The organism is Haloplanus sp. C73, from assembly GCF_051195115.1.
Taxonomy (GTDB): Archaea; Halobacteriota; Halobacteria; order Halobacteriales; family Haloferacaceae; genus Haloplanus.
In genome coordinates this window covers 221,384-244,980 of record NZ_JBNTJZ010000004.1, presented here as the reverse complement: position 1 = coordinate 244,980, position 23,597 = coordinate 221,384, and the positions used below count along the sequence as shown (strand labels likewise).

General features: G+C 62.0%; 36 protein-coding genes. 28 read left to right on the top strand and 8 right to left on the bottom strand.

All coding sequences use genetic code 11. The features are described 5' to 3' along the window. From rpl4p to secY, 23 genes are read left to right on the top strand one after another with little or no spacing between them, the layout of a single operon-like run. Window positions 1-747, top strand: coding sequence for a 50S ribosomal protein L4 (gene rpl4p, locus ACQUSQ_RS09650; RefSeq protein WP_435068637.1), 747 nt, complete (start codon window positions 1-3; stop codon window positions 745-747). Further along, window positions 744-998: a 50S ribosomal protein L23 gene (locus tag ACQUSQ_RS09645; RefSeq protein ID WP_435068635.1), complete on the top strand. Its 255-nt coding sequence runs from the start codon at window positions 744-746 to the stop codon at window positions 996-998. Before rpl4p ends, ACQUSQ_RS09645 begins: the two co-directional genes overlap by 4 nt. A gap of 1 nt (window position 999) precedes the next feature. After that, window positions 1,000-1,722, top strand: coding sequence for a 50S ribosomal protein L2 (locus ACQUSQ_RS09640; RefSeq protein WP_435068633.1), 723 nt, complete (start codon window positions 1,000-1,002; stop codon window positions 1,720-1,722). Then, window positions 1,722-2,144 carry a 30S ribosomal protein S19 gene (locus ACQUSQ_RS09635; RefSeq protein ID WP_435068631.1) on the top strand — a complete coding sequence of 141 codons (423 nt, stop codon included), beginning with the start codon at window positions 1,722-1,724 and terminating at the stop codon, window positions 2,142-2,144. Before ACQUSQ_RS09640 ends, ACQUSQ_RS09635 begins: the two co-directional genes overlap by 1 nt. A 3-nt stretch (window positions 2,145-2,147) precedes the next feature. Continuing rightward, entirely contained in the window at window positions 2,148-2,609 is a 462-nt protein-coding gene (locus ACQUSQ_RS09630) for a 50S ribosomal protein L22 (protein WP_435068630.1), read from the top strand. After that, on the top strand, window positions 2,609-3,601 hold the full coding sequence (locus ACQUSQ_RS09625; protein ID WP_435068629.1) for a 30S ribosomal protein S3: 993 nt from the start codon (window positions 2,609-2,611) through the stop codon (window positions 3,599-3,601). The genes ACQUSQ_RS09630 and ACQUSQ_RS09625 overlap by 1 nt, the downstream gene beginning before the upstream one ends. Further along, window positions 3,602-3,805 carry a 50S ribosomal protein L29 gene (gene rpmC, locus ACQUSQ_RS09620; RefSeq protein WP_435068627.1) on the top strand — a complete coding sequence of 68 codons (204 nt, stop codon included), beginning with the start codon at window positions 3,602-3,604 and terminating at the stop codon, window positions 3,803-3,805. Beyond that, on the top strand, window positions 3,805-4,194 hold the full coding sequence (locus ACQUSQ_RS09615) for a ribonuclease P protein component 1 (RefSeq protein ID WP_435068625.1): 390 nt from the start codon (window positions 3,805-3,807) through the stop codon (window positions 4,192-4,194). Before rpmC ends, ACQUSQ_RS09615 begins: the two co-directional genes overlap by 1 nt. Next, on the top strand, window positions 4,185-4,511 hold the full coding sequence (locus tag ACQUSQ_RS09610) for a 30S ribosomal protein S17 (protein WP_435068624.1): 327 nt from the start codon (window positions 4,185-4,187) through the stop codon (window positions 4,509-4,511). Before ACQUSQ_RS09615 ends, ACQUSQ_RS09610 begins: the two co-directional genes overlap by 10 nt. Then, complete coding sequence (locus ACQUSQ_RS09605; protein ID WP_092634472.1) at window positions 4,511-4,909, top strand: 50S ribosomal protein L14; 399 nt, start codon at window positions 4,511-4,513, stop codon at window positions 4,907-4,909. The genes ACQUSQ_RS09610 and ACQUSQ_RS09605 overlap by 1 nt, the downstream gene beginning before the upstream one ends. Next, window positions 4,906-5,262 (top strand): 50S ribosomal protein L24, encoded by a 357-nt coding sequence (rplX, locus tag ACQUSQ_RS09600; protein WP_435068622.1) that lies wholly within the window; start codon window positions 4,906-4,908, stop codon window positions 5,260-5,262. The genes ACQUSQ_RS09605 and rplX overlap by 4 nt, the downstream gene beginning before the upstream one ends. Beyond that, window positions 5,259-5,966 carry a 30S ribosomal protein S4e gene (locus ACQUSQ_RS09595; RefSeq protein ID WP_435068620.1) on the top strand — a complete coding sequence of 236 codons (708 nt, stop codon included), beginning with the start codon at window positions 5,259-5,261 and terminating at the stop codon, window positions 5,964-5,966. Before rplX ends, ACQUSQ_RS09595 begins: the two co-directional genes overlap by 4 nt. Further along, window positions 5,963-6,484 (top strand): 50S ribosomal protein L5, encoded by a 522-nt coding sequence (locus ACQUSQ_RS09590; RefSeq protein ID WP_435068618.1) that lies wholly within the window; start codon window positions 5,963-5,965, stop codon window positions 6,482-6,484. Before ACQUSQ_RS09595 ends, ACQUSQ_RS09590 begins: the two co-directional genes overlap by 4 nt. Next, window positions 6,481-6,672, top strand: a complete 192-nt coding sequence (locus tag ACQUSQ_RS09585) for a 30S ribosomal protein S14 (RefSeq protein ID WP_092634464.1) — start codon at window positions 6,481-6,483, stop codon at window positions 6,670-6,672. Before ACQUSQ_RS09590 ends, ACQUSQ_RS09585 begins: the two co-directional genes overlap by 4 nt. Window positions 6,673-6,674: 2 nt before the next feature. Then, on the top strand, window positions 6,675-7,067 hold the full coding sequence (locus ACQUSQ_RS09580; protein ID WP_435068615.1) for a 30S ribosomal protein S8: 393 nt from the start codon (window positions 6,675-6,677) through the stop codon (window positions 7,065-7,067). Window positions 7,068-7,069: 2 nt separating this feature from the next. Next, window positions 7,070-7,606: a 50S ribosomal protein L6 gene (locus tag ACQUSQ_RS09575; RefSeq protein ID WP_435068614.1), complete on the top strand. Its 537-nt coding sequence runs from the start codon at window positions 7,070-7,072 to the stop codon at window positions 7,604-7,606. Next, window positions 7,607-8,317, top strand: coding sequence for a 50S ribosomal protein L32e (locus ACQUSQ_RS09570; protein ID WP_435068613.1), 711 nt, complete (start codon window positions 7,607-7,609; stop codon window positions 8,315-8,317). After that, window positions 8,314-8,772, top strand: a complete 459-nt coding sequence (locus ACQUSQ_RS09565; protein WP_435068612.1) for a 50S ribosomal protein L19e — start codon at window positions 8,314-8,316, stop codon at window positions 8,770-8,772. Before ACQUSQ_RS09570 ends, ACQUSQ_RS09565 begins: the two co-directional genes overlap by 4 nt. Beyond that, window positions 8,772-9,332 (top strand): 50S ribosomal protein L18, encoded by a 561-nt coding sequence (locus tag ACQUSQ_RS09560; protein ID WP_435068611.1) that lies wholly within the window; start codon window positions 8,772-8,774, stop codon window positions 9,330-9,332. The genes ACQUSQ_RS09565 and ACQUSQ_RS09560 overlap by 1 nt, the downstream gene beginning before the upstream one ends. Continuing rightward, the gene (locus tag ACQUSQ_RS09555; protein ID WP_435068610.1) at window positions 9,322-9,984 is read left to right on the top strand and encodes a 30S ribosomal protein S5; all 663 of its coding nucleotides are present in this window, start codon (window positions 9,322-9,324) and stop codon (window positions 9,982-9,984) included. Before ACQUSQ_RS09560 ends, ACQUSQ_RS09555 begins: the two co-directional genes overlap by 11 nt. Continuing rightward, window positions 9,984-10,448 carry a 50S ribosomal protein L30 gene (gene rpmD, locus ACQUSQ_RS09550; RefSeq protein ID WP_435068608.1) on the top strand — a complete coding sequence of 155 codons (465 nt, stop codon included), beginning with the start codon at window positions 9,984-9,986 and terminating at the stop codon, window positions 10,446-10,448. Before ACQUSQ_RS09555 ends, rpmD begins: the two co-directional genes overlap by 1 nt. Continuing rightward, on the top strand, window positions 10,445-10,939 hold the full coding sequence (locus ACQUSQ_RS09545; RefSeq protein ID WP_435068606.1) for an uL15m family ribosomal protein: 495 nt from the start codon (window positions 10,445-10,447) through the stop codon (window positions 10,937-10,939). The genes rpmD and ACQUSQ_RS09545 overlap by 4 nt, the downstream gene beginning before the upstream one ends. 4 nt (window positions 10,940-10,943) lie before the next feature. Further along, window positions 10,944-12,413, top strand: coding sequence for a preprotein translocase subunit SecY (secY, locus tag ACQUSQ_RS09540; protein WP_435068603.1), 1,470 nt, complete (start codon window positions 10,944-10,946; stop codon window positions 12,411-12,413). Between the two features lie 160 nt (window positions 12,414-12,573). Here secY and ACQUSQ_RS09535 read toward each other — a convergent pair whose 3' ends face one another. After that, entirely contained in the window at window positions 12,574-12,957 is a 384-nt protein-coding gene (locus ACQUSQ_RS09535) for a hypothetical protein (RefSeq protein ID WP_435068601.1), read from the bottom strand. Window positions 12,958-13,171: 214 nt separating this feature from the next. On the opposite strand from ACQUSQ_RS09535, the gene ACQUSQ_RS09530 reads away from it, so the two are divergent. After that, window positions 13,172-13,435, top strand: a complete 264-nt coding sequence (locus ACQUSQ_RS09530) for a hypothetical protein (RefSeq protein ID WP_435068600.1) — start codon at window positions 13,172-13,174, stop codon at window positions 13,433-13,435. Between the two features lie 62 nt (window positions 13,436-13,497). Further along, window positions 13,498-13,857, top strand: coding sequence for a hypothetical protein (locus ACQUSQ_RS09525; protein WP_435068598.1), 360 nt, complete (start codon window positions 13,498-13,500; stop codon window positions 13,855-13,857). Window positions 13,858-13,977: 120 nt separating this feature from the next. Here ACQUSQ_RS09525 and ACQUSQ_RS09520 read toward each other — a convergent pair whose 3' ends face one another. After that, window positions 13,978-14,700: a hypothetical protein gene (locus ACQUSQ_RS09520; protein WP_435068596.1), complete on the bottom strand. Its 723-nt coding sequence runs from the start codon at window positions 14,698-14,700 to the stop codon at window positions 13,978-13,980. 413 nt (window positions 14,701-15,113) lie between these two features. Between ACQUSQ_RS09520 and ACQUSQ_RS09515 the strand changes: the two genes are divergently transcribed. Next, window positions 15,114-15,458, top strand: coding sequence for a hypothetical protein (locus tag ACQUSQ_RS09515; RefSeq protein ID WP_435068594.1), 345 nt, complete (start codon window positions 15,114-15,116; stop codon window positions 15,456-15,458). Between the two features lie 34 nt (window positions 15,459-15,492). Here the strand turns inward: ACQUSQ_RS09515 and ACQUSQ_RS09510 are convergent, their stop codons facing one another. The 3 genes from ACQUSQ_RS09510 to ACQUSQ_RS09500 are packed head-to-tail and all read right to left on the bottom strand — an operon-like array spanning window position 15,493 to window position 17,681. Continuing rightward, entirely contained in the window at window positions 15,493-16,401 is a 909-nt protein-coding gene (locus ACQUSQ_RS09510; RefSeq protein WP_435068592.1) for a metallophosphoesterase family protein, read from the bottom strand. Window positions 16,402-16,403: 2 nt separating this feature from the next. Then, window positions 16,404-16,712, bottom strand: a complete 309-nt coding sequence (locus ACQUSQ_RS09505) for a hypothetical protein (protein ID WP_090620907.1) — start codon at window positions 16,710-16,712, stop codon at window positions 16,404-16,406. 33 nt (window positions 16,713-16,745) lie between these two features. Then, a complete protein-coding gene (locus ACQUSQ_RS09500) occupies window positions 16,746-17,681 on the bottom strand; it encodes a hypothetical protein (protein WP_435068590.1) in 936 nt (311 codons plus the stop codon). A gap of 265 nt (window positions 17,682-17,946) precedes the next feature. Here ACQUSQ_RS09500 and ACQUSQ_RS09495 point away from each other — a divergent pair, with 265 nt between their 5' ends. Beyond that, complete coding sequence (locus tag ACQUSQ_RS09495) at window positions 17,947-19,122, top strand: tyrosine-type recombinase/integrase (RefSeq protein WP_435068588.1); 1,176 nt, start codon at window positions 17,947-17,949, stop codon at window positions 19,120-19,122. An 85-nt stretch (window positions 19,123-19,207) separates the two neighbouring features. Next, window positions 19,208-19,354 carry a hypothetical protein gene (locus ACQUSQ_RS09490; RefSeq protein WP_435068585.1) on the top strand — a complete coding sequence of 49 codons (147 nt, stop codon included), beginning with the start codon at window positions 19,208-19,210 and terminating at the stop codon, window positions 19,352-19,354. A 47-nt stretch (window positions 19,355-19,401) separates the two neighbouring features. Here ACQUSQ_RS09490 and ACQUSQ_RS09485 read toward each other — a convergent pair whose 3' ends face one another. The 3 genes from ACQUSQ_RS09485 to ACQUSQ_RS09475 form a co-directional block, all read right to left on the bottom strand. Continuing rightward, the gene (locus ACQUSQ_RS09485) at window positions 19,402-20,838 is read right to left on the bottom strand and encodes a hypothetical protein (protein WP_435068583.1); all 1,437 of its coding nucleotides are present in this window, start codon (window positions 20,836-20,838) and stop codon (window positions 19,402-19,404) included. A 466-nt stretch (window positions 20,839-21,304) separates the two neighbouring features. Continuing rightward, on the bottom strand, window positions 21,305-22,471 hold the full coding sequence (locus ACQUSQ_RS09480) for a hypothetical protein (protein WP_435068581.1): 1,167 nt from the start codon (window positions 22,469-22,471) through the stop codon (window positions 21,305-21,307). Beyond that, on the bottom strand, window positions 22,471-23,535 hold the full coding sequence (locus ACQUSQ_RS09475; protein ID WP_138651616.1) for a hypothetical protein: 1,065 nt from the start codon (window positions 23,533-23,535) through the stop codon (window positions 22,471-22,473). The genes ACQUSQ_RS09480 and ACQUSQ_RS09475 overlap by 1 nt, the downstream gene beginning before the upstream one ends. Window positions 23,536-23,597: the final 62 nt, after the last annotated feature.

Here is a 23,597-nt window from a genome sequence, read left to right as displayed (position 1 = left end):
ATGCAAGCAACAGTACGCGATCTGAGCGGCGAGGATGCGGGCACGGTGGACCTCCCCGAGGTCTTCGAGACGGCCTACCGGCCGGACCTCATCAAGCGTGCCGTCCTGGCCGCACAGGCGAACCGAAAACAGGCGTACGGTGCCGACCCCTACGCCGGGCTGCGAACCCCGGCAGAGTCCTTCGGTAGCGGCCGCGGTATGGCCCACGTGCCCCGTTCGAACGGGCAGGGTCGCCGCGTGCCCCAGACGGTCGGCGGGCGCAAAGCGCACCCGCCGAAAGCCGAGAAGGACCAGGGCAAGGGAATCAACGACAAGGAGCGCAAACTCGCGGTCCGCTCTGCGGTCGCCGCGACGGCGGACGCCGAACTCGTGGCCGAGCGCGGGCACGAGTTCGATTCGGACCTCGAACTGCCGCTCGTCGTCAGCGACGACTTCGAGGACCTGGTCAAGACCCGCGAGGTCGTCGACCTGCTCGAAGCCCTCGACGTCCACGCGGACATCGAGCGCGCCGACGAGGGCCGAAGCATCAAGGCCGGTCAGGGGAAGACCCGCGGCCGAAAGTACCGCGAGCCGAAGTCGATTCTGTTCGTGACGAGCGAGGAGCCGTCGAAGGCGGCGCGCAACCTCGCCGGCGCGGACGTGACGACGGCCAAAGAGGTCAACGCGGAGGACCTCGCGCCCGGCACGCACGCCGGTCGACTGACGCTGTGGACCGAGAGCGCCCTCGCGGAGGTGAGCGACCGATGAGCTCAGTCATCGAGCACCCGCTCGTGACCGAGAAGGCGATGGACCAGATGGACTTCGGCAACAAGCTCCAGTTCATCGTCGACATCGACGCCACCAAAGACGACATCACCGAGGCTATCGAGTCGCGCTACGACGTGACCATCACGAAGGTGAACACGCAGATTACCGCTCAGGGCGAGAAGAAGGCGGTCGTGCGGCTCTCGGACGACGACGACGCACAGGAAATCGCCTCGCGAATCGGGGTGTTCTAAGATGGGACGACGAATTCAAGGCCAGCGACGTGGTCGCGGTGGGCCGACGTTCCGTGCCCCCAGCCACCGTTACAAGGCCGAACTCGAACACAAGAAGGACGAAGAGCGCGATACGATTAGCGGCGAAATCGTCGACATCGAACACGACCCCGCTCGCTCGGCGCCGATTGCGTCGGTCGAGTTCGAAGACGGGGACCAGCGACTCATTCTCGCCCCCGAGGGCGTGACGGTCGGTGAGACGATTCAGGTCGGCGTTTCCGCAGAAATCAAGCCGGGGAACACGCTCCCGCTGGCCGAGATTCCGGAAGGGGTCCCGGTCTGTAACGTCGAGAGCAGCCCCGGTGACGGCGGCAAGTTCGCCCGCGCGTCTGGGACGAGCGCACAGCTCATGACCCACGACAAGCGCGTGGCGGTCGTGAAGCTGCCGAGCGGGCAGGTCAAGCGCCTCAACCCGCAGTGTCGCGCCACGGTCGGCGTGGTCGCGGGCGGCGGTCGGACGGAGAAGCCCTTCGTCAAGGCCGGCAACAAGCACCACAAGATGAAATCGCGTGGCACGAAGTGGCCGCGCGTTCGTGGTGTCGCGATGAACGCCGTCGACCACCCGTTCGGTGGCGGCGGTCGACAGCATCCGGGCCAGCCCAAGTCCGTCTCGCGGGACGCCCCGCCGGGACGGAAGGTCGGTGACATCGCCTCGAAACGAACCGGACGCGGAGGCAACAAATAATGAGTTCCGAATACCGAACCGGCCGTGAAGGTGAGTTCACCTACCGCGGCCACACGCTCGACGAGTTGCAGTCCATGTCGCTCGACGAGGTTGCGGAACTGCTCCCCGCTCGACAGCGGCGAACCATCACTCGAGGACTCACGGCCGAGCAGGAGAAACTGCTCGAAGCCGCACGAGAGGCCGGCGAAGAGGAGACGGCCAACGACCCGCTCCGAACGCATCTCCGAGACATGCCAATCGTGCCCGAGTTCGTGGGCCTGACCTTCTCGGTCTACAACGGCCAGGCGTTCCAGCGCGTCGAGGTCGAACCCGAGATGATAGGCCACTACCTCGGCGAGTTCCAGCTTACGCGGACCTCGGTCGAGCACGGGCAGGCCGGCATCGGCGCGACCCGGTCCTCGAAGTTCGTGCCACTCAAGTAACACATGGGAATCAACTACAGCGTCGAGGCCGACCCGGAGACGACCGCCAAGGCGATGCTCCGAGAGCGGCCCATCAGCATCAAGCACAGCAAGGCCATCGCCCGCGAAATCAAGGGTATGGTCGTCGGTGACGCCGAGGACTACCTTCAGGACGTCGTCGACGAGAAGCAGTCGGTTCCGTTCAAACAGCACAACTCCGGTGTCGGTCACCGGAGCGACATCGACGGCTGGGACGCCGGTCGCTACCCCGAGAAGGCCAGCGAGGACTTCCTGAAGCTGCTGGAGAACGCTCGAAACAACGCCGACGAGCAGGGGTTCGACGGCGAATCCATGACCATCTCGCACGTCGCCGCCCACAAGGTCGGCGAGCGACAGGGCCGCAAGCCCCGTGCGTTCGGTCGTGCAGACCCGTGGAACACCACGCTCTGTGACGTCGAACTCATCATCGAGGAGGATGACAACTAATGGCTGACGAACACCAGTTCATCGAGAACGGACTTCAGCGCTCGCAGATTGACGAGTTCTTCGCGGACGAACTCGGCCGCGCGGGCTACGGCGGCATGGACGTCGCCAAGACCCCGATGGGGACCCAGATTGTCCTCAAGGCCGAGAAGCCCGGCATGGTCATCGGCAAGGGTGGGAAGAACATCCGCAAGGTGACCACGGAACTCGAAGAGCGGTTCAACCTCGACGACCCCCAGATAGACGTTCAGGAGGTCGACGAGCCGGACCTCAACGCCCGCATCGTCGCGGACCGACTGGCCAACGCCCTCGAGCGTGGCTGGTACTTCCGCAAAGCGGGCCACACGACCATCGACCGGATTATGGAAGCCGGCGCCCTCGGCGCCGAAATCGTCCTCTCCGGGAAGGTTACGGGCGCTCGCTCGCGCGTCGAGAAGTTCAACCGCGGCTACATCAAGCACAACGGCGAACCCGCCGAATCCATCGTGGACGAGGGGCAGGGCGTCGCCGTGATGAAGCTCGGCACCATCGGCGTGACGGTGAAAATCATCCCGCCGGGCGCCGAACTCCCCGACGACTTCGAAATCGCCGAGGACGCCGACGTCGAACCGGTCGAGCAGGCCGCGGAGACGGGCGACGGCGTCGAGGACCTCCTCGAGGAGGAACCGGAGGAGATTCCGGACGTCGGCGAAGGCGAGGACGTCGAGGTGCCCACCGAGGGTCCCGAGGACGTCATCGACGAGGAAATCGACGAGGAAATCGTCGAGGAAGTCGTGGAAGAGACCCAGTCCCAGACGGAGGACACGGCAGTCGGCGAGACGCCGACCGACGTCTCCCCCGAGGAACCGGTCGACACCGCGACGCCCGAGGAGGGCATCGAGGACGAGGAAGAACTCGACGAGGACTTGGCTGAGGAGGCCGCGGACCTCGTCGAGGAGATGGAAGAGACCGCCGAAGACAAACCGAACGTCGACGTCGACGAGGAGGACACGTAGATGGCGATTCTACACTCCGCAGAGATTCGTGACATGACGCCCGCCGAACGCGAGGCGGAACTCGAAGAGCTCGAGACGGAACTGCTGAACGCCAAGGCCGTGCAGGCCGCTGGTGGGATGCCCGACAACCCGTCCCGAGTCGGCGAACTGAAAAAGACAATCGCGCGAATCAAGACGATTCAGCGCGAAGAAGGCGATATCTGATGGCACTCACACCCGAAACCCTGCTCCGACACGAACTCGTCGGCCTGCACGCGCGGGTCGCCGAGTCGGCAAACCCCGACGCAGTCGGGATTAGCGGCCGCGTCGTCAGCGAGACGATGCGGACGCTCTGCCTGTCGGACGGGTCTCGGGTGCGACGCCTCCCCAAATCGGGGACGACCTTCGAATTTACGATTCCGTGCACAGATGAAGCCGCCGGCGCCGAGAAGGCGTCGGGGACCGCGTTCGAACTTCCGTCGGAAACTGCCGGCCTCCGGGCCGGTCAGTCTGGCGGTTGCGAGGGCGTGGCCTACGTTACGGTGGATGGCACACGACTGCTCTCACGACCCGCCTTGCGAACCGAGAAGGCAGGTGTATCCACATGGCGATAGGACTGAACGTAACCGAACCGGAGGACGCCTGTACCGACCAGCACTGCCCGTTCCACGGCGCACTGTCCGTGCGCGGTCAGACGCTGGAGGGTACGGTCGCCTCCACAGCAATGGAAAAGACGGTCGTCGTCGAGCGCGAATACGACGTTCGCGTTCCGAAGTACGACCGATACATGAAACGCCGGAGTCGCATTCCGGCCCACGCACCCCCGTGCCTGGGTCTCGAGGAAGGCGACACGGTCCGTATCGCGGAGACGCGACCCCTCTCGAAGACCAAATCACACGTGGTCGTCGAGCGACTGGGAGGTGACGAGTGATGGAGGCGCTGAAAGCCGACGTCACCCGTGGCCTCGCTAAGGGGTCGCTCATCAACTGCGCAGACAACACCGGGGCTCGCGAACTGAAAGTTATCAGTGTCGCGGGATACTCCGGAACGAAGAACCGACACCCCAAAGCGGGGATTGGCGACAAGGTGACCGTCTCGGTCACCAAGGGCACGCCGGAAATGCGCCGGCAGGTGCTGGAGGCGGTCGTCGTCCGCCAGCGCAAGCCCATTCGCCGTCCCAGCGGAACGCGCGTCAAGTTCGAGGACAACGCCGCCGTCGTCATCGACGACATGGAAGAGCCTCGCGGGACCGAAATCAAGGGTCCTGTCGCGCGCGAAGTCGCTGAACGCTTCGGGAGCATCGCATCCACGGCGACGATGATCGTATGACTCGACAGCCACACAAACAGCGCACACAGAAGCGGAACGCGCCCCTGCACGAGCGACACGACCAGGTTCGAGCCACGCTGGCCGACGACCTCCGCGAGGAGTACGACCAGCGCTCGGTCCGCGTCAACGCGGGCGACACCGTCGAGGTGCTCCGCGGCGACCACGCCGGCGAGGAAGCCGACGTGGTCGCGGTGGACCTCGCGGACGAAGTCGTCCACGTCGAGGACGTGACCGTCGAGAAGGCCGACGGCGAAGAGGTGCCCCGGCCACTCGACGCGAGCAACCTTCGCGTGACCGAACTCGACCTGGAGGACGAGCGCCGGCAGGCGCGCCTCGAAGGAGGTAGCGAATGACGCGACATCAGAAGCGACTCTCAGTACCGAAGTCCTGGCCGGTCGAACGGAAGACCGCGACGTGGACGGTCAAGGCCGGTGCCGGTCCGCACGGCGAGGCAGGGGTTCCCCTGCTCATCGTCCTGCGGGACGTGCTCGGCTACGTCGACTCGCGGAAGGAAGCCAACTACGCGCTCAACGAGAACGGCGTGCTCGTCAACGGGGACGCCCCGTCTGACGTCGAGCGCCCCATCGGGATGTTCGACATCCTCTCCTTTGTCGAGCGCGACGAGCACTACCGCGTGTTCCCGGACGAGGGCGGTCGGCTCTCGCTGACCCCCATCGACGCCGACGCGGCAGACAGCCGCCTCGGCAAAATCGCTCGCAAGACGCAGGTTTCCGGCGGCGACGTCCAGTTGACGCTCCACGACGGCGCGAACATTCGCGTCGACGAGGGCACGGACTACGCCACCGGTGACTCGCTCGTCATCGACAACGAGAGCAAGGACATCGTGGCCCACTTCGTCTACGAAGAGGGCGCACTCGTGACCGCCGTCGCTGGCAGCCACGCCGGCGAAATCGGCGAAATCGACACGATAACCGTCACGCCGGGGAGCGGCGACAACGTCGTCACCGTCTCCCAAGACGACGGTGATGGCTTCGAAACCATCGAGAACTACGTCGTCGTTATCGACGAGAACTTCACCGAGGGTGATGACGAATGAGCGAGACTGAGTCGTTCCACGAGATGCGCGAACCGCGTATCGAGAAAGTCGTCGTCCACATGGGCGTCGGCGAAGGTGGTCGCGAACTCGCGGACGCCGAGGACATCCTGGAAGACGTCACGGGCCAGCAGAGCGTGCGGACGCAGGCCCAGCGGACGGTTCAGGAGTTCAACATCCGCGAGGGCGATCCCATCGGTGCCAAGGTGACGCTCCGTGGCGAGGACGCAGTCGAGTTCCTCGAAACGGCGCTCGCGGTGGCCGACATCTCGCCCCAGCAGTTCGACGACACGGGTAACTTCAGCTTCGGCGTCGAGGAACACACGGAGTTCCCGAGCCAGGAGTACGACCCGAACATCGGTATCTACGGACTCGACGTGACCGTCAACCTGGTTCGACCGGGCTACCGCGTCACGAAGCGTGACAAGGTGTCGCGTAAGATTCCGTCGTCCCACCGACTCGACGCAGACGACGCAGTCGCCTTCGTCGAATCCGCGTTCGACGTGGAGGTAACGCAATGAGCGAAAGTGAATCAACCCAGGATGAGCGCGACGTGACCGGTGAGCACGCCTCGCCGCGGACCGACGACCGACACCAGTGTCGTCGATGTGACCGCGAACAGGGACTCGTCGGCAAGTACGACATCTTCCTGTGTCGGCAGTGCTTCCGAGAGGTCGCGCGCGACATGGGCTTCAAGAAGTATCGATAACAATGGCAGGGAACGATCCCCTCTCGAACGCGCTTTCGGGACTCGACAACGCCGAAAGCGTAGGACATCTGTCCTACACGGTACAGCCCGCGTCGAACGTCATCGGATCGGTACTCGAGGTCTTCTACGACCGCGGGTACATCGACGGCTTCGAGTTCGTCGATGACGGTAAGTCCGGACACTTCGACGTCGAACTGAAAGGTGCGATCAACCGCTGTGGAGTCGTCAAGCCCCGCTACTCTGCGGGTGCCGACGAGTTCGAAAAGTGGGAGAAACGGTATCTCCCCGCCCGTGACTACGGGGCACTCGTCGTCACGACCAGCCACGGCGTCATGAGCCACTACGAGGCCCGCGAACAGGGCATCGGTGGCCAAGTGATCGCGTACGTCTACTAACAATGAATCGAACAGAACTCCAGATTCCGGACGACGTGTCCGCCGAGGTGGACCACCTGGATCTGACCGTCGAGGGACCGAACGGAAGCGTCACGCGACGCCTCTGGTACCCCGACGTGTCGGTGAGCGTCGACGACGAGCACGTGGTTATCGAGAGCGAGGCCGACGACGCCAACACGCGCGCAACGCTCGGCACCTTCGAGAGCCACGTCAGAAACATGTTCCACGGCGTGACCGAGGGGTGGGAGTACCAGATGGAAATCTTCTACGCCCACTTCCCGATGCAGGTCACCGTCGAGGGCGACGAAGTCGTCATCGAGAACTTCCTCGGCGAACGCGCGCCGCGAACGGTGCAGATTCGCGGCGACACTGAGGTACAGGTCGACGGCGAGGAGATTACCCTCTCCGGCTCCGACAAGGAGGCCGTCGGACAGACCGCCGCCGACATCGAGCAGTTGACGCGGGTCAACGACAAAGACAACCGCGTCTTCCAGGACGGCGTCTACATCACGCAGAAACCGCAGGTAGGTGGGGCGTAGATGAGCGACGACGAAATTCAAGACATCGAAGACATCGGTGGCGTCGGCCCGTCGAAAGCGGAAGCAATCCGAGCGGCCGGCTACGAGTCCATCGAGGACCTCAAGGCCGCGAGCCAGTCGGAACTGGCCGACATCGACGGCGTCGGCAACGCGCTCGCCGCGCGAATCAAGGCCGACGTCGGTGGCCTCGAAGTCAGCGAAGAGACCGAGGCCGAAGTCGAAGAGGAGACCGAGGAAGTCGAAGAGAGCGAGGAAGTGGAGACGGAGCTCCGTCCCCGCGGCCACGCCGACAAGACCCCGGACCTCGACGACGAAGCCGCGCGTGCACTGGTCCAGAAGCGCCGTGAGGGCAAGCCGAAGTTCAACCGGCAGGACCACCACAAGAAAAAGCGCGTCGACCCGTCGTGGCGCAAGCCGCGGGGGACGCTCTCGAAGCAGCGCCGCGGTATCAAGGGCAAGGGCGCAGTCGTCGAGGCGGGCTACCGCTCGCCGACGGCGGCTCGCGGCCTGCACCCGAGCGGCTTCGAAGAGGTGCGCGTCCACAACACGGACGACCTCGAGGGGGTCGACCCCGACACCGAGGCCGTCCGCATCGCGAGCGGCGTGGGCGGGCGCAAGCGCGAACGTATCGAAGACGTCTGTGAGGACCGCGAAATCCGCGTCCTCAACCCGACGTACATCGAAGTCGAAGTCGAGGAGGATGCCGAATGACTGACTTGAGCGCACAGAAGCGGCTCGCTGCCGACGTCCTCGACGTGGGCAAGGACCGCGTGTGGTTCGACCCGGAGGCGCAGGATGAAATCTCGGACGCAATCACCCGGGAGGACATCCGTGACCTGATCGACCAGGGCACGATTCAGCAGAAAGACGTCTCGGGTAACTCGCGTGGTCGCGCCCGCGAACGGGCCGACAAGCGAGCGTACGGTCACCAGACCGGTGCCGGCTCCCGCCGTGGGACCGCCGGCGCCCGGAAGGACAGCAAGGAGGATTGGACGAGTCGCATCCGCGCCCAGCGCCGACGTCTGCGCGAGCTGCGCGACGACGGCCCGCTCGACCGCACCCAGTACCGCGAGCTTTACAACAAGGCTGGCGGTGGGGAGTTCGACAGCGTGGCGCGACTCGAAGCGTACATCGAGAACAACTACGACGTTGAGGTGAGCGACTAATGGCTACAGGCCCACGATACAAGGTCCCGATGCGGCGTCGCCGCGAGGACCGAACCGACTACCACCAGAGGTTGCGCCTGCTGAAATCCGGTAAGCCGCGTCTGGTTGCTCGCGTGAGCAACCGACACGTCAGGGCGCAGCTGATCACACCCGGTCCCGACGGTGACGAGACGCACGTGGCCGCCTCCTCCGAGGACCTCGCAGAGTACGGCTGGGACGCCCCCACGGGCAACCTTCCCAGCGCGTATCTCACGGGGTATCTCGCGGGGATGCGGGCTATCGAGGCTGGCCTCACGGAGGCCGTCCTCGACATCGGTCTCAACACCGCGACACCGGGCAACAAGGTGTTCGCAGTACAGGAAGGCGCAATCGACGCGGGACTCGAAATCCCGCACAGCGAGAGCGTCCTCGCGGACTGGTCGCGTAACCGCGGCGAGCACATCGCCGACTACGCTGCACAGCTGGACGAACCGCTGTACAGCGGCGACTTCGACGCGACGGACCTCCCCGAGCACTTCGACGAAGTGCGCGAACGACTGATGGAGGACAATGAGCAGTAACGATTACGGCGACGGCTGGGAACCGCGCACGCGGCTCGGCCGCAAGGTACAGGACGGCGACATCACGTCGATGAAGGCGGCGCTCGAATCCGGGCTGCCGCTGAAAGAGGCAGAGCTCGTCGACCAGCTCCTTCCGGGGCTGGACGACGAGGTGCTCGACATCAACATGGTCCAGCGGATGACCGACTCCGGTCGCCGGGTGAAGTTCCGGTGTGTCGTCGCGGTGGGGAACCGCGACGGCTACCTCGGCTACGCCGAGGGCCGCGACGACCAGGTTGGTTCGGCTATCCAGAAGGCCATCGACGTGGCCAAGCTGAACATCATCGAGGTCGACCGTGGCTCCGGGTCTTGGGAGGACCGCGCCGGCGGCGTCAACTCCCTGACGCGGAAGGCGACGGGCAAGGCCGGCTCGGTGACCGTCGAGGTCATCCCCGCCCCGCAGGGGCTGGGTCTGGCCGCGGCCCCGACCGTTCGAAACATCCTCGAACTCGCCGGCGTGCAGGACGCCTGGACGAAGTCGACGGGGAACACTCGAACGACGGTCAACCTCGCGAAAGCGACGTACAACGCGCTACAGAACGCCTCGCAGTCGCGGACGCCCCAGCGGGCGCGTCGCAAGCGACGCGAGAACGAAGCGGAGGTGAACGAGTAATGGAAGCACTCGTTCAGATTCGCGGTGAGGTGAACATCTCGGGCGACGTGCAGGACACGCTCAACATGCTCAACCTGCACGCCGTCAACCAGTGTACGCTGGTGCCCGAGACGGACACCTACCGCGGCATGATTACGAAGGTCAACGACTACGTTGCCCACGGCGAGCCGTCGGCAGACGTCGTCGCGACGCTCATCCGGAGTCGCGCCGAGCCCGAGACGGGGTCGGCCGACATCGACGACGAGTGGGTCGCTGACAACACCGACTACGCCGACGTCGACGCGCTGGCCGAAGCGCTGGTCGACGAGGAGACGACGCTCAGCGACGTGGGGCTTGCGCCCTCGATTCGACTGCACCCGCCGCGTGGCGGTCACGACGGCATCAAGCACCCGACCATCGAGAGCGGGCAGCTGGGCAAGCACTCGACCGAGCAGATAGACGAACTGCTGGAGGCCATGCGATGACGAGCAAGAAAAATCGCCAGCGTGGTTCGCGAACGCACGGCGGCGGCACGCACAAGAACCGGCGCGGCGCCGGACACCGTGGGGGTCGTGGTCGCGCCGGCCGCGACAAACACGAGTTCCACAACTACGAACCGCTCGGCAAACACGGCTTCACGCGCCCCGACTCCGTTCAGGACGACGTGCGCGAAGTGACGGTCCAAGAACTCGACGAGAACGCCGCCCTGTACGTGGCGGAGGGACTCGCCGAGGAGACTGACGACGGCTACCACATCGACGCCCGCGACGTGGCCGACGACGGCTACGAGGCGGACGTCGTGAAGGTGCTCGGTGACGGGCAGGTCCGCAACGACCTCTCGGTCGTTGCCGACGCGTTCACCGGGAGCGCCGTCGAAAAGATCGAATCCGCCGGCGGCAGCGCGGACCTCTCGGAGCGAGCCGAGGAGGCCGAAGCCGACGAGGCGGACGACACCGAAGAGACCGACGAGGAGTAAACCCATGGGATGGAAGGAGACCGCCGAACCGGTGCTGACGCGGATGCCGACAGTCAGGCGGCCGGAGGGGCACGTCCCCTTCCGGCGAAAGCTTGGCTGGACCGCAGGCGTCCTCGTGTTGTATTTCTTCCTGACGAACGTCCAGCTGTTCGGGCTGGACGCTGGGACACAGAGCGACCTGTTCGGTCGCTTCCGGTCGATTCTCGCCGGGTCGAGTGGCTCGATTCTCCAGCTGGGGATTGGGCCAATCGTCACGGCGAGCATCGTCCTGCAGCTGCTGGGTGGGGCTGACCTGCTCGGCTTGGACACCGACGACCCCCGAGATCAGGTGCTGTATCAGGGCCTCCAGAAGCTGCTGGTGGTCGCGATGATTTGCCTGACGGGGCTACCGATGGTGTTTGCAGGGAACTTCCTTCCGGCCGACCCGGCGGTCGGGCAGGCGCTCGGCATCGGTCTCACCGGTGTGCAGAGCCTGCTCTTCCTCCAGATTGCTGTCGGCGGAATCCTCATCCTGTTCATGGACGAGATCGTCAGCAAGTGGGGCGTCGGGTCCGGTGTTGGGCTGTTCATCATCGCCGGCGTGAGCCAGCAACTCGTCGGTGGCCTGTTCGCGTGGGAAGGACTCGGCGGCACGGCGGGCTTTTTCCCGACGTGGTTCGCCATCCTGACCGGCGCACAGGACATCGCCTCGCCGCTCACCGCTGAAGGGCTGCAGGCGCTCTTGCTCGGTCAGGGGCAGTTGCTCGCGCTCGTGACGACGGTGCTCATCTTCTCCATCGTCGTCTACGCCGAGAGCGTCCGCATCGAGATTCCCCTCTCACACGCCCGCGTCAAGGGCGCCCGCGGTCGCTTCCCGGTGAAACTCATCTACGCCAGCGTCCTGCCCATGATTCTCGTGCGCGCCCTGCAGGCGAACATCCAGTTCGCGGGGCGCATCCTCAACAGCACGTGGAATCAGATGCCGGGATGGCTCGGCGCGTACAGCAACGGCCAGCCCATCTCCGGGCTGTTCTACTATCTGGCGCCCATCCAGACGCGAAACGACTGGATGTGGTGGCTCGCGGGCACCTCCGCGGAGCCGTGGCAAATCATGATTCGGGTGGGGCTCGACCTCACCATCATGGTCGTCGGCGGCGCCATCTTCGCCATCTTCTGGGTCGAAACCACCGGCATGGGGCCGGAGGCGACTGCCCAGCAGATTCAGAACTCCGGGATGCAGATTCCCGGGTTCCGGCGGAACCCGCAGGTCATCGAGAAGGTCATGGAGCGGTACATCCCGCAAGTGACCGTCATCGGCGGTGCGCTCGTCGGTCTCCTCGCCGTCGGCGCCAACATGCTCGGTACCATCGGGCAGGTGTCCGGTACCGGCCTCCTGCTAACTGTCTCCATCACCTACAAGCTCTACGAGGAGATTGCAGAAGAGCAGTTGATGGAGATGCATCCGATGATGCGCCAGATGTTTGGATCAGATTAAAATTCTGTTTAAACGGGTGGGTTAATCCCACCAACTCTGGCGGTGTCTTTCTTTGCGAACGTCAACAACTCCCTAGCAGAAGCACTCGTCCGAGAACCAGACCTCGGCGAAGAAGTGCTATATCTTGGGTACCGAACTCGAACGTGGATCTACTGACAGTCTACCGCCGACTCGCCGCCGTTGACCACCTCGAGAAACGACGTTTCCGCGCGACCGTCAACTCGGCTCCAAGAACGTCCACCACTATCCCCTCCTCGGACGGGTCGGTGTAGTCCTCAAGTTCAGGATCGATGTAACAGAACAGCGTAGCGTACCGCTCATCACCATCCCTCGTCGCAATTCGGACACGGACTTTGGAGTAGGTCTCACCCTCCTTAGACTTCTCCAAATCGCCCTCCTCGGTCGCGTAACCGTCGAGAGTGAAGTACTCCGTCCGGACACGGATGCGGTCACGCTCGCAGAGTCGGAACAAGTGTTCGGGTTCCACGGGGCTAAACACGTTGTTCTGCTGTTTTTCCGTGGCGTCATCAGTTGACGTATCCATCGTCAACTCCCCGGTATTCAATCATCCGTGATAAAGACACGATCTGGGGGCTGCGTCCGCCGCACGAACGCTTCAGGTTCTCCTCCAAATCCCGCCACTCGTCGACATTCCCGACGAGGTGCCAGTTCATCGGAACCGAGGGGGGTGGGAAATGTCGAGATACATCAACTATCCGATGGTTATTAGGACGTCCGCTGCTGCGGGGCCCATCGCGATGTCGCTAGCATCCATCGAGCTCCCACAGGAGTTCAGCGATCTCATCGAGGAACAGATCGCCGACTACGACCAGTTCGACACCGTCAACGAGTTCGTGGCCCAAGCGACCGCCGAGAAGCTCCAGCAGGAGGCGAAGGAAGAACACCGCAAGCAGGGCACCTACACCGACGGCCCGATCACCGAGGAAGAGCGCGAACTCCACCGCCGGTTGGTCGACCTCGGCGTGGTCGAGCGCGACCCCGTGCTCCTCGATGAAGTGTAGTAGGACTATCTGAGACCGGCTGCACGCCGGCATTTATCTGACTGAAACGGCGCTCTCAGAGTATGACACGAGTGGAGAACACCGACGAAGCCGAGACGCTACTCGTCGAGGAGTACGATGTCCCCCAGAACCTCGTTGACGAGCTGTTCGAGGAGATGGAGACCATCGCATCCGCGCTCATCGGGGAGTACGACGTGGACGATGTCGACGCATCCGTGGTTGAGGAGTCGCTGACGTGTGGGTTCGCAGAGGCCATCGCGGAGTTCATCGATCGCGGCGTGCGAGAGCCCTCGGATATGCGCGACTTCGTCGATGACCTCAAGCACAACCCAGTCTCGACTGCGTCGACGGTCGCCGGGCGAGTCGCTACGCGGAACGAGGATATGATGCGAGTCTCAGAGGTGATTCTCACCTCGCGGTGAAATCGCAAAGGTAAATCCACGATGCCACCGTTCGAGCGTTCCTCTGGCCATCGGTTTTCATTCACGACGCGGGGCGGTCAGGGTTCGGCTCGCCGTTAGAATGAGTGTCAGACCGGACGCTTACCTGTCCAACTCGTTCCGCACCGCCGAGTAGAGGAAGTCCTCCGCGTCCCGGTACATCGGGTCGCCTTCGACCTCCTCCTCGATCATCTGCCACAGGTCTTCCGGCACCTCGACCTGTCGGCCGCCCGTCCGCGCCTCCTGCAGCGCCTCGAGATCGATGTCGTACGCGTCCTCGTCGTAGTGGGCGTTGAATGCGGCGTCGGCCGCCTCGAGGTCGGTGTGATCGTCAGGAATGTCCGGCGTCGACTCGGCCTCGTTGACCACCGCACGAAGGTTGTACTCCTCGTACGCGTCACGCACGTCGTCGACGAAGTCCCAGTACTCCTCGACAGACGCCGTCTGCTTGTTGGGAGCATCGTAGCCAAGCGCCTCCATTCCGAGCACGGCCCGCTTGTTGAGAATCGCGTAGGTGTCCGGGGCGAGGACGTGGAGCAGCTCGGTCGCGGTGGCCCAGCCGAAGCCGTCGAGTTCCAGCACCTCCTCGAGCGCGTCGGTGTCATCCAGAGCCTGCTCGACCGCGGCGGCGACCTCGTCGGGCGTCTGGTCGTCGAAGACGATGTCGTCGACGTAGTAGTCGATGCTTCGGCGAGGCTCGGTCGCCCAGAAGCCGTCGTGGGCGACCAGCTCTGCGAAGGCGTCGCGCGTCGGGCTCTCAAGGAATGCCTTGGCCAGTTCTCTCTTCTCCTCGATCTCGTCGTTGCGGTCAGGGTAGTACGTCATTCTGGTAACCTCCGTTCTTTCTTGTGCGTCGTCTCATCTCTTCCGCGTCCAACCTTCAACTCTGTATTGAGGATATACGCCCATAAATCTTGCTCTGATTAGAGACATAGATTTCCCTATTTAGAAAAATCTTAGAGAAATACGGTATCTGCGCGGGAAATCCACCGAACGACGCGAACGAAGAACGGACGACAGGCTACAGGGTTGTCTCGACGCCAATAGCTCAGAAGAACGGGATGGAGCGGCGTAAACGGCTTACTCCGACGTTACCATGTTGAGCGGCACCCACTCCATCTCTGCATCCACCAGAGTCCGTTTGAAGCACCGCGGTCTGTGGGATCATAATGGCCAGTCGGTGATCCACTGCAACCACCGCAAAGCAGATTATCAATCGGACGAGATTGTGGCCGTACGTGAGCCTCTCGAGTCTCCTCCGGAAGGCGGTGGGGGACTACCGCCACAACAAGTCTGCGGCCTTCGTTCACGGCGTTCGAGTGCTGACGACCGCGATCCTCGCAGGGCTCCTCCTGCTGGGCGGACTCGCCCATCTGGGAGTCGTCCGCCCTGTCCAGTTCTTACAGGCTGCGGGGTACGGGCTCCTTCTCCTCGTGATGGACTACGCGATGGTCAGCGACCTCGCCTTCGTCTTCCGGTTCGTCGCGCCTGACCTGTTCGGGTTCCTCAGCCTTTCGATGCTTGTCTCGGTCGTGACAGGCGTTGGGGCCATCTCGATTGCGTGGCGGTGGCACCGAGCGTAGCGACAGTGGAAGCACCACATCTACGGCTAACCGTTCACCGCGGGACAAGTGTCGTCGGGTTTCCGTCGGATGGCTGGAGCGGGTCGTGCGGGCCGGGCTGCTCCAACAGGTTATCAAGGTACGCGCGGAACTGCTCCTCGGCGTCGTCCGCACCCTCGAGGAGCGCAAGGACACCAGACACGAGATCGGTCGCGTCGATTACGTCCTCACCCGGTTCGTCGACGTGAGACGCGTACGCCGTCCACGCCACCTCTCGAAGCGCCTCTGCGGGCCCGAACTTGCAGAGCCGGCAGCCGAACTTCTCGGGCTGGAACTGCGTCCCGTACCAGCCGTGATCGGGACACTCAATCGCCGTCCACGGCTCGTCGATTCCTCGGCACTCGACCTCCAGATCATCCCCGTTCAGTTCGACGATGAAGTAGGCCCCCAAGTACCCCTTCCGCACCTTCTTCAGGTGGGCGGAGTTGAGCGCCCGGCCCCGGTGCCAGCCACGGTGCGTGTGCCCGCAGAAGTAGGCTCGACCGTCGAATGAGTAGAATGGCTCCGGAAGCTGGCCGTGCGTGATTAGCACGTCGTCGTTGCCGACATCGTCGGGATCGGCCGTAAACCGCTGACCGGCGACCTCGACGGCACCACCCTTCGGAAGTTGGGTGCCGGGGGACAGCTCATACCGGTCGGTGACGTGCTTGTTGCCGCCGCGCTCGCTATCCCGGTTGCCGTAGATGTAGACCAACTCGCCGCGCTCGGCTAGATCCGCGAACAGGGGTTCGATTGCTCGAAGCTGGTCGGCTGCAGTTCCGACACCACGCCGGTGTGCGTCCGTGATGTCCCCAGTGTGAACGATGTAGTCGAACTCGGTGCCCTCAGTCTCTTCGACCACCGTTTCAAGTGACTCCGTGTCGCCGTGGTTGTCGCCCATAACGAGCAGGCGCTGGCACTCCATTTTCAGTACTCCCTCTCGATCTCGAGCTTGCGCATCGCCCGCTCAAAGACCTGCTCGTGGCGATGGGCGAGCTTCTCGATGTGGTCGCGGATGGACTGCGAGACGTCGACCTCGACCTCGTCGGCGTCCTGTAGCTCGTGATACAAGGCGTGCATCTCCTCGTTCACTGCGATCCCGATGGTCTTCTCCTTCGGCCCAGCGTCAAGCGCGTCGTAATACCGGTCGAGATCGAACTCGGACTCCGTGTCGCCGCTGTCGTCCGCATCTCCTTCGGCCTCGTCCATGGCGTCGTTGAATGGATTCTCGCTCATCGTTGTGTGTTAAGATTGAGGATAATGTTAAGATTAGTCTTCGGTGTACTCTTCGATCGTTTCAGCGGTGATCTCGACGCCCGCACCGTCCGCGAACTGGTGGGTACCGGCACGGAAAGCGTGGTAGCACTTCTGCCGGATGCTCCGGGGCGTGCCGTCGCTCCGTTTGACGATCCGCTCGATCGCCGACGCCGCGAACGGGTCGGACGGGTATCCCTCCTCGTACTCCTCGTCCCGCGCCCATGCCAGCCAGCGAGCGATCAGCTCGTCGGTCTCCGCGAATCCGAACCGCTCCAGCGACCGATTCTTCGCGACGAGCCGCGAGGAGAGTGTCTCCCGCAGCTCGTCGATACGCTCGCTGGCCAGCGGCGTTCCAAACAGGAAGAGGACGAACACGGGCTGGGAGTCTCCGAGATCGCCCACGGACTGTAGCGCCGCGAGGAGTTGTCGGAACGTCCGCGTGTTGCGGGCGGCGTCCTCGAGCTGGTCGACCTGCACAACACACGCCTTGTTCTGCGCCTCAAGTTGCTCGGCGACATCCTCGACGAGTTGGCGCACGTCGTCGGTCGCGTGGGGGTACTCGTCGGGAATGTCGAAGTCGTCGTACTCGGCCAACGCGTCGAGAAGCCGGACATAGGCCCGGCGCGTGGTCAGGCTCTCAACCTCGCGGATGCGGGCGATGTAGAACTCGTCGCTTCGCGGGCCGTCGGAGAGTGCGTTGTAGACAAGGTCGCGGAAGTGGCTCTTCCCTGCACCGCGCTCGTCGATGATCGAGACGTGGCCAGCGCGGTTAATGAGGTGACTCGCGACCTCTTGCAAGAGGTCTTGGTTGGCGCGGACGGCGATACGAGCATCAGGAAGCGTCTCGGCGGTGAACGGGATGCGCTCGGACTCAACTCCGAGCTGCTCCGCGTACGCCCGCTGTGCCGACTCGGTCTCGTCCAGCACCGCGGTGAACTGGTCGGTCATTCTCTGTGTTAATCATATGGTTATCCTTATTCTTAAGGTTAAACGAGTTTGCTGCCAGACATCTGTGCGTTGTGGTAGTCGCTATCGAGCGATCACCTCGTCAAACAATTCTGCCACACGTCGTTCGATCTCGGCGCGAATCTCCCCATCTCATCCGCGACAATCTATTGGGATCATCAAGTCCCAAAACCCTCGAGGTATCCTCAAGACGGCGAAGATAGAAAAACTCGCCAAACAGCATTCTATAACTGGGCTAAAATCCGATATGACGAAGGACATCAGCCAACAATTGGAGACCCTCCGCAATAAGATACAGAACGGCTTCCGAGAGGTAGACAAAGCGAATCGAGATGCATTGCTGAAATTTAGCGATGAGCTGATGCTCATCCCGAGTCAAGTCGGCGATCATCGGCATCTCAAACTTCTTCGTCACAATGTCCGAATGGCGGAACACGCTGGAAGTCTGGTTGATGCTTTAGAAGATGAAGACGAAGCGAAAGAGATCGTTCGGTGGATTCATCGAACCTACGATAATCCAGAGACAAATCGAGATTACCGAGTAGCTTTGAAGCAATTCGGCCGGCGAGCTACAGAGGTAAATGGCGATTCTCCACCGGAGACCATGGAGTGGATTCCGTCAAACACTCCCAGTACGTATGATCCGGCTCCTGAGCCTAGTGATATGCTGAAATGGGAAGACGATGTCCTCCCTCTGATCGAGGAAACACGAAATCCACGTGATGCGGCTTTGGTCGCTGTTGCATGGGATGCTGGCCCTCGCTCAGGAGAGCTTCGAAGCCTCACGCTTGGAGACGTCACAGATTACGAACACGGCTATCAGGTAACGGTACGTGGGAAAATGGGACAGCGGTCGGTCGGGTTAGTTCCAAGCGTTCCGTTCCTTCAGCGGTGGCTGGAGGCCCACCCCGGTGATGCACTCGATGATCCGCTGTGGAGTAAGTTGGAGGAACCGACGGCACCGACTTACAACGCTCTTCGGACGGCAATCAAGGACGCAGCCGAACGTGCAGACATCAATAAGCCAGTCACATTCACGAACTTCCGGAAATCAAGCGCGTCTCATCTGGCTTCCCGAGGGATGAATCAGGCACACATCGAAGATCACCATGGATGGACGCGTGGGAGCGATGTCGCCTCGCGATACGTTTCGGTGTTCGCCGAAGACACCGATCGGGAAGTTGCTAGGATCCACGGAATTGACGTTGATGCAGATGAAGAACCAGACCCAACTGCTCCTATTGAGTGTCCTCGATGTCACCAGAAAACGCCACGCGAGAAACAAAACTGCATTCACTGTCGCCAACACCTCACTAAGGAAGCGACGGTTGAGCAACAACAGACGTGTGATTGGTGTGGAGAGACTATTCGTGGATACTCTGAGCATCTTCCAGCGTGCCCGGCAGTCGAGATCGAGAAATGAGATACTTGATTGTTAACGGCTGGCATCGATAGTCGAGTGGCCAGTCCTACAGATCTTTTCCCCAGTGGTATAGAAATACCATCGTATGCGGGAACTCGTCTTCGCTCTCGAATACGTGCCTGACACCAACGCCGTCGCGGACATCCTCGCCGCAAACCCGGAGACGACTATCCATTCGCTCTCCTGCCACGTCACGCCCGACAATCCTCAAGTCGATTTGGTTGGCTCGTAGGCAGTCACGCTGCGAAGCTGGGAGATACCGGGCATCACCTTTTTGTCTTAGTCCGTGAGACTTCGTTCGCCTTCGAGGTACTCGTGACCGGTCTCGGTGATAGATACCTTACCGTCCTCCGCGACGCTGAGTGCATCCTGCTCTTCAAGTGACTCACATCGATCTTCGACATAGTCCACTTGGTAGTCGAGGTGGTCGGCGACTGCCGTGATGGATTGTACGTCGCTCTCGACTGCGTGCAGGATGTGATAGTCTCCGAAGTCCTCAGCTGAACGGATGTTCTCGACTGTGTGGAGAGTCTGGAAGAGGAGCCAGATGAGCTTCGCCGAGAGGAGTTCGTCGTCGGCGTAGTCCGCGCGTTTCCCGTGAAGGATGTCGACGCGGTTCGGCCAGAGACGGCTCCGGTAGTAGTCCCGGAACTCCTCGTCGATCTCGGATATGTGGCGTGGGCTTCCTTCACCTTTTCCGACGACTGCGACGCCGGTCACGTCGGCGTCGGGACGCCAGAGGCCGATGTCGAGAGCGGTGTCGATGAAGACGCCGTCAAGTTGGGTAAGGAGGGTAGGAATACTGAGGGCATACCGGCCTTCGGCGTGGGCGTCAAGGGCCTCGTCAATGATTGCCTGCCTTTGTTCGTACTCGTCGAACGACTGGAAATACTCTTTGAAGCCCTCGATGTCCTCCTCGTCCCGGAGCTGAGCAGCGAGGAGTTCGGCTGCGGCCTCGTTTCCCTCCTCGCGGTACTCGCGGTAGAGCTGCATGAAGGCGCCGTGCTTGACGTTGGAGAGCCACTTGAACTCGAACTCCGACTCCTCGATCTCACGGTACTGCTCGGTGAGGTCTGAGAGCGGCTCTAATGCGTCGCGCAGGAACGAGTTAAAGTAGCTGCTGAAGTCGAACGATGTGGCGATTTGGGTGGCCAATTGCTGCTGGTACGATTTGGTGATGGTCTCTAACGCCTCCGAGAGGCCTGTGAGTTGCGGAGTCGGGATTTCGATGTCGAGATCGATGGAGGGGTACGGAGGTTCATCTGGTAAGTCGTCGGTGAACGTCAACTCGACTATGTCTACCTCTTCGGCGTGTGCCCCGACGTACTCCCGGAGGTATTCCTCGGCCTCCTCCACGGAGTCTATCTTCGTATTCGGTTGGAGTTCCTCCACGGATTTCTCCGTGCTGAAGTAGCGTCCGCCGATGTTGAGGCCGTATCCCGTGATGCTCTTCGACGGGTCAGTGAATATCTTGATGTAGAGTCCGACGAGCCATTCTGCCCGTTCGTCTGGGATGTCTAGTCCGTCGGCAACCCGGTCGACGGCGTCCTGCCAACTGTCCGCCGCTCGGACATACTCGCCCGCTGTGCGAATTTGCCTGCAGTCGTCGAGTGAGGCCTTTTCGACCTTCTCTTGCCAGTTCTCTTCGATATGTTCCATCAGCTCCTCGGCTGATGCGACCTCTTCCTCATCGTCTTGGTCGCCAGACTCTGTCATTGGTGGCTCAGTTGTCAGCCGTCCTGCTTAGACCTCATCATCATAATCCGGGTGAAGGTTGCTCACCGAAGGAATCGTGTAGAGGCTGACGGAGATGTCCCCACAACGGAGCAACCCACCTTAGGTGTGACCGCCGTATCCTCCTGATGCTCACGAAGCGTTCGACGGAAGACTGCCGATCTGTCGTCACCGAAACCCGACAGTGATGACACCTCCGCAACGCTAGCAGGGGAGAATAGACGCGTTCGACAACTATTTTTCTCAGCCTGTTACGCCTACCTACTAATCTCGTCCACCGGAGAGACGCACTGTTCGTCAACACATTCGAGGTGAAAGGGGGTCAGTCTACTCTACTCGCCGAGCAGGAGGTGCAGCGTCGCGCGATGCAGGAGCTGTGGGAGTGACCCCGCTCCGTCGGCGAGAAAGCGCCGGAAATAAGCTGGGGAAGTCCAACCGCCCGTTTGGATCAATCGTCGTCCGCCGCTTCCTCCTCGGAATCAATCTCTTCGAAGTCGAACAGGGTTGTGCCGCCGGTCGCGTGATCCTGCTCCAGTTCAGTCACAACCTCCTCCTTCTTCTCCCGCACCGCCTCCTCGAAGTCTTCCTCCATCCTCGCCCTTGCCATTTTCTCCATCAACTCGTCGATGAGCTTCTCCTGATCCTTTGTGGCCCGCGACTTCACCCGGTACTCGTTCTCAAACACGTCTCCGTTGCTCTCCTCGACCGCGATCACGCCAACCTCCTTCGCGTACTTGATGTATCGCTTGAACAGCGTCTGCTTCTCCTCCTCGAGGTAGTTGTACAGGTCGACGTCCGCCTCGAACAGCTGCTTCCAGTCCTTGTAGGTGAACGAGCCGTCCTCGGAGTGCCGCTGGAAGCGGTTCACCAGCGTGATCGACATGTGCTTCAGCTTCAGGTACTTCGACGAGGAGTAGGTGAAGCTGACGTAGTCCTGCTTCTCGACGCCACTCGCAAGCTCGGTCTCGATGTAGTCTCGGAGGTCGTCGTCAGCGTGCCCGTCGAACGGAGCGGTCTCGTCCTCCTTGACAATGAAGTCCTTGACTCGGCAGGTGTTCCCGTGCGAGCCGAGCAACCATGCGATGAAGTTCAAGCCTTCCGCGGCTGCCGCATCTTGGAGGTCGCTCTCGGCGAGGTGCTGGGAGGACAGGACGTAGTCAATCTCGTCGGGCTGGGTGGAGATGACCCTCTCGAAGTACTCGTCGACGTCGAAGTCAGCGCCGTTCGACTTGACGACATCCATCTTCCCCTCGAACTTCGAGACCTTGCCCGGGAGGCGGTCGAGGAGCGTCCGCTCGATCTCGACGAGGACGGCAACCCCTTTCGATGGGGCCGCCACCAGAACGTCGAAGTTCTTGTCCTGCTCATGGATGAGGGGTTCTGTCCGGATGAACGTGTAGTCGGTGCCGTCCTGCTCCAAGAACCCCGACACGATGACGTTGAAGTCGCTCAGTTCGGCCTCGTCATCGGTGATCTGGTTGTCGATCTCGCTGTGGTGCTGGTCGAACAGCTCCTCTTCCAGTTCCTGCTCGAAGGGTTCTATCCGCCCTTCGAGTTCTTCCCGCTTTTCTTCGGGGAGGTTCTCGATCCGTTCATCGAGATCTCTCCCGGCCATCAGGCCACCCCCATGACTGTGGCGTCGGCGTCAACCTCCTCCACGACGAATCTGTAGAACCGCAACAGGGAGTCGAATCCCGACTCGTACCGGGGGAGGATTGACAGAATCTCGCCGTCTGTCGAGAGCGAGATCATCCCGCCGTTCGACTCATCGACGATACGGCCGTTGAGTAGGAGGCTCCCCTCGGCAGCTTGGTAGGAGTAAGGATAGAACCCGTCGTCCTTCATCTGGCTAATGAGGTCATCGGCCTCCTCGTACTCCAGCGGCTTAGTCAGCTCAATCTCTAACGTTTCCTTCTGGATTTGTTGGATTCCCTGCCGCTCGACGATGTGCAGTTCAGAGGCCTTGATCGCGGTGTTCAACGGTTCCACCTCGTTGAGTCCGGGCGTGATTACCTCGTTGAAGAAGTATTCGGGATCGCCACGGGTGAGAACGAACTCTCCCTCGTCGCGGAAATGAAAGTCGCCCTTCGTCGGCCACTCGAAGTAGAGGTGCGTAGGCGTGATCCCATACTCCTTTTTTCGCTCCTCGAGCGTATCCGCGGCGTCGTCGCCGGCGTACTCCCCTTCGCGTCGCGTTCCCGGTCGCCGTTCCTCCTCGTATTTTCGGTCTCTGCCAAACTTCTCGCCCTCGAACTTGACCAGCCGACTGCCTTCCTCGTCGAGGATCCGCTCTTGCAGCAGGGCCATCTGTTCCGGCGGGAACCACATGTAGTAGATACCCTCGCCGCGAGTGATCATCGAATCAGCAGTCCGTCGGAAGTCATCGTGTGAATTGAGGGTGAGGAAGGTTGGTGATCCTGTCTCGGGGTGCTGGAAGAGATAGAGGAAGACGTCAAACTTCTTGTTGTGCTTCGTGTACGAGGCGTGGAGTTCGTAGAAGTCGCCCTGTTCTTCAATGTCGAACCATCCCCTGCATCTGGTGAGGAAGTCCTCCCAGTCCAGCTCCGTGGTTAGACAGACGACGCGAAAGTTGATCCGACCGTCATCGTGCATCCGCTCGCGAGCGGCTAGGAGGAAGTCGTCGAGCGTAGTTGCGCCGATGCGTGGGTCGGTTTCCATCGTTCACCTGTCAGAGGTTCTTCGTTCTGCACTTACGTCAGTTCTGTTTCTGACCAACGGAA